General features: G+C 51.8%; 12 protein-coding genes. 6 read left to right on the forward strand and 6 right to left on the reverse strand.

What is annotated here, in order from left to right:
* The first annotated feature begins 7 nt into the window (after nucleotides 1-7).
* The 6 genes from ruvX (at nucleotide 8) to ACI0FJ_RS05305 (ending at nucleotide 8,056) form a co-directional block, all read left to right on the forward strand.
* Nucleotides 8-412, forward strand: coding sequence for a Holliday junction resolvase RuvX (gene ruvX, locus ACI0FJ_RS05280; protein WP_424299965.1), 405 nt, complete (start codon nucleotides 8-10; stop codon nucleotides 410-412).
* Nucleotides 413-481: 69 nt separating this feature from the next.
* Entirely contained in the window at nucleotides 482-1,486 is a 1,005-nt protein-coding gene (gene mltG / locus ACI0FJ_RS05285) for an endolytic transglycosylase MltG (RefSeq protein ID WP_424299968.1), read from the forward strand.
* A 503-nt stretch (nucleotides 1,487-1,989) separates the two neighbouring features.
* Entirely contained in the window at nucleotides 1,990-3,186 is a 1,197-nt protein-coding gene (locus ACI0FJ_RS05290) for a quaternary amine ABC transporter ATP-binding protein (protein ID WP_424299971.1), read from the forward strand.
* Nucleotides 3,183-4,025, forward strand: a complete 843-nt coding sequence (locus ACI0FJ_RS05295; protein WP_424299974.1) for an ABC transporter permease — start codon at nucleotides 3,183-3,185, stop codon at nucleotides 4,023-4,025. Before ACI0FJ_RS05290 ends, ACI0FJ_RS05295 begins: the two co-directional genes overlap by 4 nt.
* Nucleotides 4,026-4,044: 19 nt before the next feature.
* The gene (locus tag ACI0FJ_RS05300; protein WP_424306496.1) at nucleotides 4,045-4,896 is read left to right on the forward strand and encodes a glycine betaine ABC transporter substrate-binding protein; all 852 of its coding nucleotides are present in this window, start codon (nucleotides 4,045-4,047) and stop codon (nucleotides 4,894-4,896) included.
* Nucleotides 4,897-5,545: 649 nt separating this feature from the next.
* Nucleotides 5,546-8,056, forward strand: coding sequence for a PAS domain S-box protein (locus ACI0FJ_RS05305; protein ID WP_424299977.1), 2,511 nt, complete (start codon nucleotides 5,546-5,548; stop codon nucleotides 8,054-8,056).
* 3 nt (nucleotides 8,057-8,059) lie between these two features.
* Here the strand turns inward: ACI0FJ_RS05305 and ACI0FJ_RS05310 are convergent, their stop codons facing one another.
* From ACI0FJ_RS05310 to ACI0FJ_RS05335, 6 genes are all read right to left on the reverse strand, one after another.
* Nucleotides 8,060-9,094: a glycosyltransferase gene (locus ACI0FJ_RS05310; protein WP_424299980.1), complete on the reverse strand. Its 1,035-nt coding sequence runs from the start codon at nucleotides 9,092-9,094 to the stop codon at nucleotides 8,060-8,062.
* Nucleotides 9,095-9,100: 6 nt separating this feature from the next.
* Complete coding sequence (locus ACI0FJ_RS05315; RefSeq protein ID WP_424299983.1) at nucleotides 9,101-10,096, reverse strand: HD-GYP domain-containing protein; 996 nt, start codon at nucleotides 10,094-10,096, stop codon at nucleotides 9,101-9,103.
* Between the two features lie 200 nt (nucleotides 10,097-10,296).
* A complete protein-coding gene (tsaA, locus tag ACI0FJ_RS05320) occupies nucleotides 10,297-10,692 on the reverse strand; it encodes a tRNA (N6-threonylcarbamoyladenosine(37)-N6)-methyltransferase TrmO (protein WP_424299986.1) in 396 nt (131 codons plus the stop codon).
* Nucleotides 10,693-10,699: 7 nt separating this feature from the next.
* Nucleotides 10,700-11,671, reverse strand: coding sequence for a thiamine-phosphate kinase (gene thiL / locus ACI0FJ_RS05325; protein ID WP_424299989.1), 972 nt, complete (start codon nucleotides 11,669-11,671; stop codon nucleotides 10,700-10,702).
* 3 nt (nucleotides 11,672-11,674) lie between these two features.
* Nucleotides 11,675-13,837 (reverse strand): ATP-dependent helicase, encoded by a 2,163-nt coding sequence (locus tag ACI0FJ_RS05330; protein ID WP_424299992.1) that lies wholly within the window; start codon nucleotides 13,835-13,837, stop codon nucleotides 11,675-11,677.
* A 192-nt stretch (nucleotides 13,838-14,029) separates the two neighbouring features.
* Nucleotides 14,030-15,310, reverse strand: a complete 1,281-nt coding sequence (locus ACI0FJ_RS05335; protein ID WP_424299995.1) for an alkaline phosphatase family protein — start codon at nucleotides 15,308-15,310, stop codon at nucleotides 14,030-14,032.
* Between the last annotated feature and the right edge of the window lie 27 nt (nucleotides 15,311-15,337).

Genomic DNA, 15,337 nt, shown 5'->3' on the forward strand with positions numbered 1-15,337 from the left:
AGACGGAATGAAAGTTCTCGGCATTGATTACGGCACAAAAAAATGCGGATTGGCCGTGGCCGACACGGAGTTGGGCATGGCCTTTGCCCGCAACGTGCTGCCAAGGAAGGACAACGAGTCCCTTCTTCTGTACCTTGCGGAAATGATCGAGGCCGAGAACATCAAGGAAGTTGTGATGGGGCTTCCCGTTGATATGCAAGGCGAAGAAACACTCATCACCAGGCAGGCCAAGAACTTCGGCAACAAGCTTGCAGCCCGGCTCCAACTGCCCGTGCATTTTCACGATGAACGCCTGACCAGCGTGGAGGCCCAAGAACGCTTGCGCGAAGCTGGTTTTTCAGCCAAAAAGGCAAAAAAGAACTTGGATGCCGAGGCCGCCGCGATTATTTTGCGCTCGTATCTTGGCCTGTAGTCCCACCGACAGTCATGGGGACAGGCCGAAGCCTTTCATCTCCACTGGAAATCAGCAACGCACAAGCCCATGAAGACTGCCATTACCATTTTTCTGGTTACTTTAGGACTCGTCTCCGCCTTTCTCGCATCACGCGTTTGGATTTTTCTATACTGCCCTCCCCAATCCCCGGGACACGAAGTTACCATTGTCATCCCCCCCGGTACGCATTTCGAAGCCATCATCCATCAGCTTGAAGAGGAAGGCGTTGTGGCCGATGGCAGGGCCTTTCGACTGCTTGGGACAATAAGCGGAAAGGTTCGCAAAATACGCGCAGGAGAATTCAGGCTGAGCACAGCCATGGCCCCGCTGGCAGTTTTGCAGGAGCTTACACGCGGCAGGAGCATTCTGCACAGGCTACAGGTTCGGGAGGGACTTCCCTGGTGGGAAGTCGGCCACATTGTGGAAGAAGCAGGGATGGGATCTTTTGCCAGCTTTGAAGCAGCCGTACATAACCCGGAAATTTTACAAAAATACGGTATCCCGGGGCCAAGCGGGGAAGGCTATCTCTTCCCCGAAACCTATTTTCTTCCCCGTTCCCCCAACAACAACGCCACCTGTGTTGTAGAGAGTATGCTCCGCATGTTCCGCAAAAAGGCAAAAGAAGTCTGGCCAGAAGGACTTCCCCCTGCCAAGATGCTTCACAACAAGGTAATCCTCGCCTCGCTTGTGGAGAAGGAAACCGCGGTCCCAGAAGAACGGGCCAGAATCGCAGGAGTGTACACCAACCGCCTGCAAAAAGGTATTCGCCTGCAGTGCGACCCAACCATCATCTACGGACTGGGATTGCAATTTGACGGCAACCTGACCAAAAAACACCTTCGAGACAAAAGCAACAAGTATAATACCTACACCCATGCCGGACTGCCCCCAGGTCCTATCTGTTCGCCCGGAAAGGAGGCTCTTGCAGCCGCCAAAACGCCGGAAAAGAACAAATTCATATACTTTGTTGCCAAAAAAGACGGCACTCATTACTTCAGCCACACTTTGGAAGAGCACAACCGAGCGGTCAGAAAGTACCAGCTCCGTCATTAAAGCGGCACTTCGTTATCAATATACTATTCTATAGAAATTCATAGTTCACCTATCTTTAGGCGCCTGTACATGCACCCGACAGGTCTGCCTTTTCCTTTTTTTATAACCTCTCTGCGCCTGCATTCCTTCAACTTCTTTAGCTATTTTCGTTCGCCGTATTACAATAAATAATACGACTAAGCATACGTTCCCCTCGTAAAAACTTCCCGCATCAAAATGCATACTTACAGTACTACACAGTACTGTAAAAATATTGAAGATAAACAATGTTACATTAGTACCAACCATGTATTACTCTAAATAAAGCTTACACAATGTGTCCATGAGCGACAAACAATAGTAAGAAACATTGAAGCAATATTTTCATTTTATACAAACAACGTTCATATCCAAGTGTCATAAATATAACAATCGAAATCACGACCTGCCTTGACAATACATTGTTATCATGTAGAATTACACAATGATTTTCTTGTCACTATAAAAAGGATCTTAGACACTACATGGCAACCATCACGGTACAAAATCTATACAAGATATTCGGCCCATCTCCGGAGAGGGCCATCCCTCTCTTGGAGAATGGGAGGAGCAAAGAGGACATCCTTCGCGAAACCAAACTCGGAGTGGGCGTCAACAATGTGTCCTTCACTGCCGAGGAAGGCGAAATTTTAGTTATTATGGGACTTTCCGGCAGCGGAAAATCCACTTTGGTTCGTTGTGTTAACCGCCTTATCGAGCCTACACGGGGAAGCGTCATCATCAACGGAACCGATGTCACCGCCCTGCCCCCCGAAGAGCTGCGGCAGTTCCGCCAGGCCCATATGGGGATGGTCTTTCAGAACTTCGCGCTTTTCCCGCACCGCAGTGTCATTCAGAATGTTGAGTACGGCTTGGAACTACAGGGCGTGGCGCCTGATGTCCGCCGCGAGGCCGCAGTGGACGCTTTGGAAAAAGTTGGACTGGCAGGATGGGAGGACTCTCTTCCCCGGCAGCTTTCAGGCGGAATGCAGCAGCGTGTGGGCCTGGCTCGTGCATTGGCTCTGGACCCGGACATTCTGATGATGGACGAGGCATTCAGTGCGCTCGATCCGCTCATTCGTCGCGATATGCAGGATGAACTCCTGAACCTCCAGGAGGACATGAAGAAAACCATTCTGTTCATCAGCCACGACCTGGACGAAGCTCTCAAGCTCGGCAACCGTATCATCCTGATGAAGGACGGGGCAGTAGTTCAAAGCGGCACCCCAGAAGAAATCCTTACCGAGCCGGCAGACGACTATGTAACCAAATTCGTCGAAGATGTGGACATCACCAAGGTTCTCACGGCCGAGTCCGTCATGAAAAAAACAGAGGCTGTTGCCTACCTGCACACTGACGGGCCACGCGCCACCCTGCGCAAAATGCGCAAGAACGCCATATCCAGCCTGTTTGTTCTCGACGATAACCGCCGTGTGGCAGGTATCGTTACGGTAGAGGACTGCGTTTCCCTTCTGGAACGGGGGGGGAAGGATATACGTGAAATCCTGCGGACGGACATACGTACAGTGGACTCGGAGACTCCCGCAACGGAACTTATCGAAATTCTGCACGACCTGCCCTACCCCCTGGCCGTGACCAATAGTAAAAACGGCAAAATTCAGGGAGTCATCGTACGCGGCACGCTGCTTGGAGCCATTGCAGGCAAGGGGATCAACCAATGATTATACCAAGACTCCCCCTCGGGGATGCCATAGAGGCCACCATTAATTTTCTGGTGGACCATTTCGCTTTTCTCACAAAGGCTTTTTCCAAAGTAACTGAATCCGGGCTGGACCTACTCCAAACCGGATTGATGTTCATCCCCCCCTGGCTTTTCATCATCATCGTAGCTTCCATTGTCTGGAAAATAACCAAGACCCGGGGGATCACCATTTTCTCGGTCTGCGGGCTTCTGCTCATTTGGAACTTGGGACTTTGGCAGGCCACGGTAAGCACCATAGCATTGGTCATCATTTCGACACTTATCGCCATCTGTTGCGGAGTACCCATCGGCATCATGGCTGCCATGAATAAAAACCTGCATCGCGTTGTAGCTCCTGTCCTCGACGTCATGCAGACAATGCCTGCATTCGTTTACCTCATCCCGGCCATTCCCTTTTTCGGCCTGGGCAAGGTGGCGGCCATTTTCTCCACCGTTGTGTTCTCCATGCCTCCTGCCATCCGCCTGACCTACCTGGGAATCCAACAGGTTCCTTTGGAATTGGTGGAATGCGCAGAGGCGTTTGGTTCCACCAGATGGCAAAGGCTCTTCAAGCTAGAGCTTCCTTTGGCAACGCCTACGATCATGGCTGGCATCAACCAAACAGTCATGCTGGCCCTGTCCATGGTGGTTATCGCTTCCATGATCGGTGCCAAAGGACTTGGCGGGGAAGTCTGGAAGGCCATTCAGCGGCTTCAGATGGGTAATGGCTTCGAGGCAGGCATAGGCATTGTCATCGTGGCTATCATTCTGGACCGTGTGCTTCAAAAAATTGGCGCAGCAAAAGCGTCCAACCAGTAACGAGGAGGATTATATGATTATCCGCAAGCTTATAATTACTTGTATTGCATCTCTGGCACTTGTCGCCGCATTCGGCTCCACAGTCTTTGCCAAACAGAAGGTCAAATTGGCCTATGTTGAGTGGGACTGCGCTACGGCCAGCACCTATACGGCCAAAGCAGCTCTCGAAAAAATGGGATACGAAGTCGAAGTTCTCCCAGTAGCTGCAGCCGCCATGTGGCAGGCCGTGTCCACAGGTGACGTTGACGCCATGGTTACAGCTTGGCTGCCCGTCACTCACAAAACCTATTATGAACGCCTCAAAGATAAAGTTGTGAAACTCGGTCCCGTTTCCACTGGCGCCAAGCTCGGATGGGCCGTACCATCTTATGTTACGATCAATTCCATTGAAGAAATTAATGACAACGCCGACAAATTCGACGGAAAGATTATTGGTATCGACCCCGGCGCCGGCCTCATGAGTCTTTCCGAAAAAGCCGTTGACGAGTATGGCTTGGACAAAATGGAATTGATGGAAGGCAGCGGCGCAACCATGACAGCTGCTCTGGCCGACGCTATCAAAAACAAGAAATGGGCAGTGGTTACCGCCTGGTCCCCCCACTGGATGTTTGGGCGCTGGGACCTGAAATACCTGAAAGACCCCAAGGGCATTCTGGGTAACGAAGAACAGATCTACACCATCGTTCGGAAGGACCTGCAGAAGGATATGCCCAAGGTATTCAACTTCTTCAAAAACTTTGGATGGGCCAGCCCCGACCAGCTCCAGATGGTCATGGCCTGGAACCAGGAAGACGGGGCAGATCCTCTTACCAATGGCAAGCGTTTCATCAAGGAATATCCGCAAATGTACAAAAAATGGACAGGTAAATAAAACACATCTGCCCATGTAATCTGCTCTCTACTGGGGAAGCCACTCGGCTTCCCTTTTTTTTAGCCCTTATCACCTGATTCCAGCTAGCGCTCCAAGACAAAAAATCATCGATATCAAAGGAACGCAGGATTAGCCTGAATATTCGCTACAAGCGTTTCAAAAAGCTAATGTTCATCAAAAACACTTCATGTAAATAAACACGAACATAGGCAGCCGTTACTGACTCTTCCTGCCTCCTTTCACAGAATTTTACACCGAGACGTTTCCTATGCCCCAATGGCTTCTAGCCAGCATTGTCGCCAGCTTAAGCGGATCGATGATCCTTGTTCTGATCTTCGGTTATCTTTCCTGGGCATCCAAAGAAAAAGCCATGCAGCTTTGGACTGTAGGTTGGTTTTTTTACAGCATGCGATTCTTTCTCATGCTACTCATACTTACGTCCGAAGGGCCAACACAACTTTTCCTCATTCTCAATCAGGCGAGTCTCCCCCTCTGCGCAATATTTCTGCTGTGGGGCGCATTTACCTTTGTAAACCAACGTGTCCCCCCCATATGGGGAATTCTCAGCGGAGTCGTACTGCTATGGGTACTAGCAGGGGCAGTACTCAAGTTTACTTTTTGGCAATACACACTGCCGACCTTCTTTTTTATGGGAGCCGTCAACATACGCACGGGCATTCTTCTTCTCCGCTTTCCCACGTCAAAGGCTGCCAGCAAATTCATTCCGGGGATCACCCTGATACTCTGGGGAATTCACAAATTTAACTATCCTATGCTCCGCCCCATAGAGTGGATTGCTCCCTGGGGCTATCTTATAGGGACTTTCCTGGCTTTTCTGCTGGCTCTCGGCATTATCATCGTCCATTTTGAAAAGATACAAAGTCGTCTTAACGAAAGCGAGGAGCGTTTCCGCTGGACGTTCGATAAAGCGGCAATGGGAATAGCTAACATCTCCCCACAAGGACGGTTCATACAGGTTAACCGAGCTATATGCAGTATCCTCGGCTACACTTCCGACGAGCTGTTGGGCATGAACATAAAAGAAGTAACGCATCCCGGCGATTTGGATAAAGGTACGGCGGTTCTCCAACAGGCAATTGCCGAGCATCAAGACCATTACTCTTTTGAAAAACGATACATCAATAGAGCCGGAAAAACGGTGTGGGCAAGTGAGACGACATCCATAATAAATGATGAAACCCAAAATTTGGAATATTTCGTAAAAGTTATCGAGGACATAAGCGAACGTAAAAAAGCCGAAGAAAGAATACATGACCTAGCTAGATTTCCTGCAGAAAACCCGAATCCTGTGCTTCGTCTGTCGCGAGACGGCGAACTCATTTATGCCAACAAAGCAAGCCAGCCAATACTCGACGCATACGACCTGAAGCCTCAAGAAGTAATTATGCCGGGCCATCTGGCCGAACGTCTACTTGAGGCCATGCACCCCAATGAAGAATTTGAAATATGCGTGGATTCCAAGTGGTATGCCTTTACCTCTTCCTTCTCCAAATTTTCTCGCTCTATAAATCTTTACGGCATGGACGTAACCGAGCGTAAAAAGGCCGACCAGGCCCTCAAGGACTCGGAAAAACGCTTCCGCAGGCTTTTTGAGGAATCACTGCACGGCATCTGCATTTTCGAAGACATGCCACCGCGCTTTTCCCTGGTCAACTCGGCTTTCTGCAAACTCATAGGACGCAGCATGGAAGAGCTGCTCGCTTTCACCCCAGGCCAAGTCTGGACACTGGTCCATCCAGAAGACCGAGCGTTGGTCCGGGAAAGACTTCTCAAGCGTATGCAGGGGGAGAAGGCTACTTCCCGTTATGATTTCCGATTCATAAAGCCGGACGGAACCGTCGGTTGGGTCGAAGTCGCTGTTTCTTCCCAACTCATATCAGGGAAAATAGCCAGCCAGGCAATATTCCGGGACATCACGAAGAAACGTCAGCAAAAAGAATGGTTGACGCAGGCCAAAAACCTGGCAGTAAGCGCCAGTCGGGCCAAAAGCGAATTTTTGGCCAACATTAGCCATGAGATACGCACTCCGCTGAATGGCTTATTGGGCATGTTGCAGCTACTCGGAACAACGGAGCAATCCCCGGAACAGAAAGAATACACACGCATAGCCTCGGACGCAGGAAACAGCCTGATGACCCTTTTGGGCGACCTCCTCGATCTTTCCCGCATCGAATCCGGCAAAATGGAATTAATCAGCCAGCCTTTTTCCATGCTGGATACTTCCACTACAGTTCTCAATACCATGCAGGCAGCGGCGGAACAAAAAGGAGTAGCCCTTACGCTGCACGTAGATGAAGAAATCCCTCCGCTTCTGCTGGGAGATGCCGGGCGTTTTCGCCAGGTACTCTTCAATCTGGTTGGTAATGCTGTAAAGTTCACAGAGGCTGGCAGCGTTCATATAGCCATCCACCCGCTGCCCTACACCCAAAACGAGCAGTCGCTCTACTTTGTCGAAATTACAGACACGGGGCCCGGTATTCCAGACAACATGCTGGACTCGATCTTCCGTCCCTTTGAACAGGGAAACCTCAGCTACAGCCAACGTCCCAAAGGTGCGGGGCTCGGCCTTGCAATCGTCAGCCGCCTGATAAGTCTTATGCAGGGCACGATTTGCGTGGACAGCACTCTCGGCAAGGGCACTTCGATTATTTTCACCATCAAAGCACAACGCGGAGATCAGCTCGAAGCCCTAGAAAAAGCGGCTCCACCTTCCCCCATGATCCCCACCGGGAAGGAAGCAAAGCCCGAGGGCTTGCGAATCCTCGTGGCTGAAGACAACGCAGTGAATCTGTTTTTTGTGGAAAAACTCCTGCGAAAGATGGGACATCACCCGACGTCTGCAGCCGATGGCAAGCAGGCGTTGTCCATCCTTTCCAAACAGAAGTTCGATTTGGTGCTCATGGATATTCAGATGCCCGTCATGGACGGCCTGGAGGCTACCAAAGCAATACGGGATGGAGGCGTCCCCAATGTACCTGCCAACCTTCCTGTAGTTGCCATGACAGCCCATGCCATGGCTGGTGACAGGGAAAAATTCCTGGCAGCTGGTATGACAGACTATATAGCCAAACCAGTGGACCAGAGCCATCTGGAGTCAATTTTTCTACAAATGGCCACGTGGAAAAAAGAACAGAAATAAAATTCAGGCCGCGCCCAAAAAATCCCGGCCTTCCTCATACCCACATGACAGGAAATACTCGCGTATGATTTCCCGCGCTCCACGGCTGCCCACGTACGAAAGCACAAAGACCTCGCCAGGCGGAGGGGCTTGAAGCCGATCCACAACAGGCTTGGAGTGTATGGTCTGACCTATCTTTTTCGGATCAATATCGAAATACCCGTCAATCACTATGCCGTACTGCCTGAGCATATCGGCACGACGCCGTGAAACCCGCCCCGCCCCGGCAACCCATACGTGCGGATGGTACGGATTGGCGCGTTGCAGCCAACGCGCCAGGTACTCACTTTTGATGCGGTAAAATGCGTCCACATCATACCGGGCATGCGTGCGCGACAGCCTGTCTGGCGGATCGTTCCAAACCACCAGTTCCCGATCCAGCTTCTCCATGACAACGCCCTGCTCCATCCAACGCAGCCACAACTCGTAATCCTCGGGAAAATCTCCATCCCGGTAGCCGCCAGAAGACTCCACAACTTCTCGTCGAAACATGACTGACGGATGTGCCAGAGGGGATTCGACAAAACGATTCAGGTACAGTTCCCGAGAACTTCGCACGGAATTTATCCAGTCCACATAGTGGGAATAGCCAGCTGCCTGCTCACGACTTCCGCCAAAGCGAACAAGACATGATACGAGTCCCGTTTGCGGGTGGGATGCCAAATGTCCGGCCTGCAGCTCCAACCTTTGCGGCAAAGATTCGTCGTCTCCGTCCATGCGGGCGATATAACGGCCACAACAGGCATTCATCCCGGCTTGCAGTGCAGGTACGATACCTTCATGTTCCCTGAAAAGAGGACGTACCCGACTGTCACGCAGTGCGTACTCTCGCAAAAGCCCGGCAGTGCTATCGGTGGAACCGTCATCCACGGCAACTATCTCGAAATCAACCAATGTCTGGGACAACAGACTGTCCATTGTGCGCCCAAGCGTAGGCGCACAATGGAAAACAGGCATAAGCACGCTGACCAACGGAGAAAAAGAAGGGCTGTGGGACATACAGAACTAAACGATTTCCGCGCCACTAAGAAGCAGTACAAAGACTTTGAAAATATCGGGATCATAGGCTGAACCGATTTCGCTTCTCATGGCGCTAAGGGCCTCGAAAGGGGTCATGGCGATCTTTTTTCCAGGACGGCTGGAGGTAAGTCCGTCGTAACTATTGCAGATATGCAGAGCACGGATGGGTTCGGGCAAGTCGTCGCCACGTGTTCCCGTGGGATACCCGGAACCATCGTACTGTTCGTGATGAAAGAGAATACAGTTTGTACTCTCCCGCGGCAGAGGAAGTCGCGAGCAAATGGCAACGCCATGCAAAGGATGCAGCCTGTATTCTTCCTTTTCCTCGGGAGTGAGGGGAGCGGATTTATCCAGAATAAAACGCCGCACCTTGGTTTTTCCAACATCATGGAGCATAGCCCCCAGGCCATAGCTTATCACGCTTTTCTGCTCCACTTTCATGGCGCTGAGCAGGCCGATAAAATAGGCGTACACGTTCACGCTGTGCGAAAAGGTATGGTAGTCGTGGGAGATAAGCCTACCAAGGCTTTTAAGGGATTCCTCGCGGGAAAGAAAACGGACGCTGTTCTTGACGAACGACAACACCCTATCGAAAAGCTTGTCGCTCAAACGATCCGGCATGCGGGCTTCAAAAACTTCCTGCAAAATGGTTTTGGACGCATCGTAAAACAAATGGGCCCGCTTGGGGAGACTCAATTCCTCATCCTCAAGGATTCGGCCCAGATTCTGCTCCACATACTCGTCGTACTGTTCTTTCTGATGCGAGAGTACATAGACCGTATTGACGTCCAGCTCCACCAATGTCTGGCACAGCTGTGGCGTAAGAGCCTGTCGCTCCCGAGTATAGAGCACGAACCGCTCGCCCTGATGCAGATAAACTCTAAATTCAGCCCGAGTGTTCGGGAAAAGCATGAGTGGGGAGACGGGAAAGTACAAAGGATCTTTGTCTTCCCGCCCTACTGCCGCAGTATTTCGGCGCATGGAATCCTCATTTCCGTTGGTTGGATCCGCCAAAAGCTACCTCCCCGCACCCCACGGATGCTGGCCGTTTTTGCGAAACCGTTATCTTCCAACTCGTTCATGAAAACCTTATCGGCATGGAAACTCTCCGCATTAGCCTTTTGGTGCCGACTCAATCTTCAAGGAAGTTTTCCATGACACCGAAAAAATAAAATGCCCAATCAGCCCATGACCTTTTTGATATCTACCAACGGCGTTCCGTCCAGAACCTCCATTGGGTCGACAACCAGTCTGCCCGGTTCCGGAATCGCCACAACCTTCACTTCATGCAGCCCAATAGGATTGGGGCGATCTGGAGAACGAGTATAGAACACACCGGTAAGAGGCCTTTCCTTTTCTCCACGAGGATGACATTGCAGCACACTTCGATCAGAAGCATGCAGCCAGGTGAGCAGCACCAGTTTATGACCTTCCTTGATACCCAGCAAGGCATCCTGGTATTCAGGCTCTATTGTCAATTCGGCTTTTACACCGTGCCCTTCCGCCTGTTTGGGGCACTGGCTGCGGTCAGTGTACTGGGTGGAAATATGTCCGATGATCTTCAGCGTGGTATCCATACTTTCCTCACTTGGATGTTTCGGTAAAGTGATCGAACCCCTGGCGTTCCATAGGTTTGCCCTTTATGTACAGTCCTGGAATTTCCGTTACAACGCCTACCTGAAGCAAGCCTGAAATACTTTGCTTCACATCTTCCCAAACTCCCGGCGAACATGCACCCAACAAAGAATAATCCTCGCCCCCCAAAAGCGCAAATTCCACAGGATCGCACTGTCTGTTTTTACAATAACGCAGGACATCTCCGGACAATGCGGATTCGGCCAGACAAAAATCAGCTCCCTGCCCCTGAGCCATAAAACGCGGTACGTCCCGCACCAATCCGTCGGAGACATCCATAAGCCCGCGTACAGCGGACATACAGGACAAATCTCGGGCCGCATCGGGACTCAACCTGGGTCGGAGATGGGCCCGTACGGCATCGGGATACTTTTGCACCGCTCCATTACCTTCTTTCTCCAACGACAGAAGTCCGGCACGGGCAAGTCCGATATCTCCGGCTACGAAAAGCACATCCCCAACCTGCGTGTTGCCCCGTCGCATAAAGCGCCCGTCGGGATATTCCTCGCCCCAGATGGTGATGCACAGTCCGGTTTTGTCGCTTCTGCTCAGGTCGCCCCCCACAAGCACAACTCCTGCTTCTCGGGCAAAGGCGCTCATCCCAGCAAGCAGATCGTCCCAATAGGGCTCGTCCTTGTGCAGCGGCCCGGACAGCCCAAGGCAAAATCCCAAAGGCTTGGCGCCCATCCCGTATATGTCACTGACGTTTACGGCCAAGGCCTTGTAGCCGATGTCCCTGGGGCTGAAATACGAACGCCGGAAGTGGATATCTTCCAGAAAAATGTCCACGCTCATACAGGCTGTGGGCGGAAAATTCAGCACCGCGCAATCATCGCCCCGCCCCAACTGCACATGACCCGACGATTCGGGAAAATGTTTCTGGATCAAAGCGAGAAAATCATCTTCAGAAGCCAAAGCCATCGGCTACTCCATTTCCAGATATTGTCCGATGATTACCTTCAGGCCGAATCCGGTAAAATTCACCCGATACTTGTCCGGCGGTATGTACTCCAACACCTTGCCCCTGCCATAAATCTTATGATGGCAGAATCCCAGCCGTACAGGAGCTTTATCCTTACCGCTCCCACCACTTTCCGAGGAATTCCCAGAGGACGCAGAGGACACGGCGTTCATTGAACCTGCCCCCGAAGGCTTGTCTATCTGAGCCTGTACAGGACGCTGCAGCCTGCCGCCGTACCCTTCTTTGTATTCCACATACGTCAATGGAGGCAATTCCAGCACAAAAGGGCTGGGACGGACCGGTTCGCTGCGTTCCAAATGCCGAACATATAGGCTTTCCGGCACATACATCCCAAGAAATTTACGGGCTCTGGTGGCGGCAACGTACATAAGGCGCCGTTCCTCCTCCATGTCCTCGGGCCTCTGCATGGCACGGCGACCGGGGAAACGCTCCTCGACCAGATCAAGAATCAGCACGGCGTCCCATTCCAACCCCTTGGCCGAGTGGATAGTGGAGAGCACCAAGGCGTTTTTCCGTATCTCTTCGGCATCCTCCATGGGATTGTCCAAATTGATCTCGGCCAGGAACTGATCGCATTCGGAATATTGGGCGGAAATGGATTCCAGCTGTTCCAGCCCCTGTTGACGCCTGGGATAATCGTCCGGATAGGCTGCCATAAGCAGCGGCGTATAAAATTCGATAATACGTCCCAGCGATGCCTCCGGCTTGGGATTGTCCATGCGTAGCTGATTCAAAAATTCCAGCATGGGCATCAATTCGGCAAACCGCTTTGTAAAACGGCCCAGGGCCTTGCCGTCTCCACTAATGGCGGCCTGCACTATTTTATCCGCAGTTTTGGGGCCCACGCCTTTTATATGGCCAAGTACCCGTTTCCAGGCCACGGAATCCGCAGGATTAATCTGCACCCGCATAAAGGCGAGCGCATCCTTTACGTGCGCGGCCTCGGTAAATTTGATTCCTCCGAATTTCTGAAACGCTATCCCGAGTTTGTTCAGCTGTACTTCCAAGGAGTAAGATTGGTAGCCCGCCCGGAACAATACGGCAATTTCATGCATCTCATAGCGCTTGTTCAGCTCGATGATCTTTTCCAGAACCAGACGCGACTGCGACTGGTCGCTCAGCGTCTTGACCACCTCGGGCATGGCACCGCCCGTGTGCTCGGTATACAGGCGCTTTTCAAACTTGCGTTGGGCATTGGCCAGCACTGCGTTGGCAAGATCCAGCACTTCCTGGGTGGAACGGTAGTTCCGTTCCAGACGTACAATTTTAGCACCTGGAAATTCGCTGGGGAAATCAAGGATATTCGCCACTACGGCACCACGGAAAGCGTAAATGCTCTGGGCGTCGTCACCTACGGCCATAACATTGCCGCGTCCACCGGTCAGCAGCTTGACGATACGCGCCTGCACCCGGTTCGTATCCTGGTATTCGTCCACCATGATATGGGAAAAACGCGACCGCAGACTTACAGCCACATCCGGCTCGTCTCGCAGCAGGCGTTCCAGTTCGAAAAGCAGATCATCGTAATCCAGCAGGCAGCTTTCCTTTTTGAGACGGGCGTATTCAACGGCCATTCGTTCCATGTCTTCCACATACGGAAGGAGATGAAAGGCCTCGTTCTGAATAATCGTCCCGACATTCGCTTCCTTGTTCCGCGACTTGGAAAGAATATCCAACACCGTGTCTTTTTTAGGAAAAGAGCGATCGCCCTTACCCAACCCAAGGTTGGACTTGGCATCGGCAACCAGCTGTGTGCAGTCGCTGCGATCCGTAATGGAAAACCCACGTTCAAAGCCTAAAAGCAGATGATGCCTTTTAAGTACTCCGTAAGCGAACGAGTGAAATGTGCCGCCGCTCACTCCGCCCAAACCGTATCCAAGCAGCCCTCCTGCCCGGAACAGCATCTCCCCTGCCGCCTTGCGCGTAAACGTCAGCAACAGAATGGACTCAGGAGCTACTCCCTGTTCCACAAGGCGGGCCAGACGGTAAACGACAGTTCTGGTTTTTCCACTGCCTGCCCCGGCGATAACCAGCAGGGGGCCTTCGTCATGCATCACCGCATCGTACTGTGCGGCATTGAGTTCCGATTTATAATCTATCTGCATAAATTCTTCTTGAGGGTGAGGAAATGGAAAAGGACTGAACCACTTGCCTGTCTTTTCAATATAGGCGCAATGCCCCAATACCGACAGCGGCCCGATGAAAACCAAACGTAGTTCATTCAATCCCCAAGGAAATTACCTGATAATCAAAAAAACAAATGCCTTTGGGATTTTCCCTTGGGATTTCATCAAAGTCTACAGGCCCCAGAAATTCAAAACTTCCTGACCGATATGCCGCATCAATCCGGGATTGGAATCATACGAATCATAAAAAATGGCTTGATCCGGCGTATGACACCCGGTACGTCCAAAATGGCCGAAGATTTCGGTGCGGTCAAACTTCGCCTTGAGATCAAATCCCGTATTGGCCTCCAAAACAAGGTCGGGAGCATGAACAGCCTGTGAACCGCTGTAAAATTGAGGTCCCGGATGCACAGCTGCCAGCACAGGCTTCCCTTCGAATTCAAGATGCGCCAGCCCGGTTGCTATTTCCAGGGCCACGGCCTGTGCCTGAGACCTGCCAACACGACCTCGGGCAAAGCGCTCGGCAGTATGAATGTAGATGCGGCTGGGGTCCAGAGCAAAAGCTCGGGATTGAGGTGCAATGCAGGTTGCATCCCATTCACCATGCAGACCTGGCATAAGCTGCAGGTAGCCGTTGCGAATAAGCCACGCATTGATATCAACCTCTGTGAGAGTACGCGCAAAACCATGATCGGCCAGGACTATCAGCCGTTTGGGATCGGGCAGAGCATCGAAACGCTCCAACACTTCGGCTGCCAAAGCATCTATCTGACGCAACAGACCAAGACATGCCGTGTGCAGCAAGTGATCCGCATCTTCCACTGCATTAAACAGAAAATGAAAAAGACGGTCGGTTTCCGTAATCACAAAACAGAACATATCCCAGGCCAGGTCGGGCCAAAACATGTCCAAAACCTTGCGCCGGGAAGTCAGCGACGTGGAAAGGCCGTAAAGCAAGGCATTATGGTCCGTTGCACCTCTGGAAGTATCGGATTCCAAGATATACCCTTCACGGGCAAGTGCATGAGCGAACATGGGCGGATATACTGCCCGGCGCAATTCGTGCGCAACAAAGCCTGAAACAAGCAGTCCGGGGAAAGGACGGGCGGGATATGTGTTGGGAAGATTGATGACCTTGCTGGTCAGACCGAGTTCGCCAAGCCGATCAAAAATGGTTGGAACGGCAACATGGCTGAAGTCGGTAATGGAAAGTTCGTATGTTTGCGGATTGATCCGGGAAAAACCGTACACACCGTGCTCGCCGGGACCGCATCCCGTAAAGAAGGACGTCCAGTTGACCGGAGAAAGATCAGGAAGTTCCGCCCGCACCGTGCCGGCTTTTTCACAAATTCTGGACAGCGCCGGAAAGCCGTCCATGTCCGCAAGCTTGCGGGCCAATGAAAGCGGCAGGCCGTCCAGGCCGAGAACAACACATCGAGGGCGTGGGATCATTGGTCAGGCTCCGGCGGAAAACCGCAC

It is taken from the genome of Desulfovibrio sp. 7SRBS1, from assembly GCF_049723905.1.
Classification (GTDB): Bacteria; Desulfobacterota; Desulfovibrionia; order Desulfovibrionales; family Desulfovibrionaceae.

Bases quoted from the DNA above. Each gene is read 5' to 3' on its own strand.
- ruvX (WP_424299965.1), top strand. From the start codon at position 8: ATGAAAGTTCTCGGCATTGATTACGGCACAAAAAAATGCGGATTGGCC.
- mltG (WP_424299968.1), top strand. From the start codon at position 482: ATGAAGACTGCCATTACCATTTTTCTGGTTACTTTAGGACTCGTCTCC.
- ACI0FJ_RS05290 (WP_424299971.1), top strand. From the start codon at position 1,990: ATGGCAACCATCACGGTACAAAATCTATACAAGATATTCGGCCCATCT.
- ACI0FJ_RS05295 (WP_424299974.1), top strand. From the start codon at position 3,183: ATGATTATACCAAGACTCCCCCTCGGGGATGCCATAGAGGCCACCATT.
- ACI0FJ_RS05305 (WP_424299977.1), top strand. From the start codon at position 5,546: ATGGGAGCCGTCAACATACGCACGGGCATTCTTCTTCTCCGCTTTCCC.
- ACI0FJ_RS05310 (WP_424299980.1), bottom strand. From the start codon at position 9,094: ATGTCCCACAGCCCTTCTTTTTCTCCGTTGGTCAGCGTGCTTATGCCT.
- ACI0FJ_RS05315 (WP_424299983.1), bottom strand. From the start codon at position 10,096: ATGCGCCGAAATACTGCGGCAGTAGGGCGGGAAGACAAAGATCCTTTG.
- tsaA (WP_424299986.1), bottom strand. From the start codon at position 10,692: ATGGATACCACGCTGAAGATCATCGGACATATTTCCACCCAGTACACT.
- thiL (WP_424299989.1), bottom strand. From the start codon at position 11,671: ATGGCTTTGGCTTCTGAAGATGATTTTCTCGCTTTGATCCAGAAACAT.
- ACI0FJ_RS05330 (WP_424299992.1), bottom strand. From the start codon at position 13,837: ATGCAGATAGATTATAAATCGGAACTCAATGCCGCACAGTACGATGCG.
- ACI0FJ_RS05335 (WP_424299995.1), bottom strand. From the start codon at position 15,310: ATGATCCCACGCCCTCGATGTGTTGTTCTCGGCCTGGACGGCCTGCCG.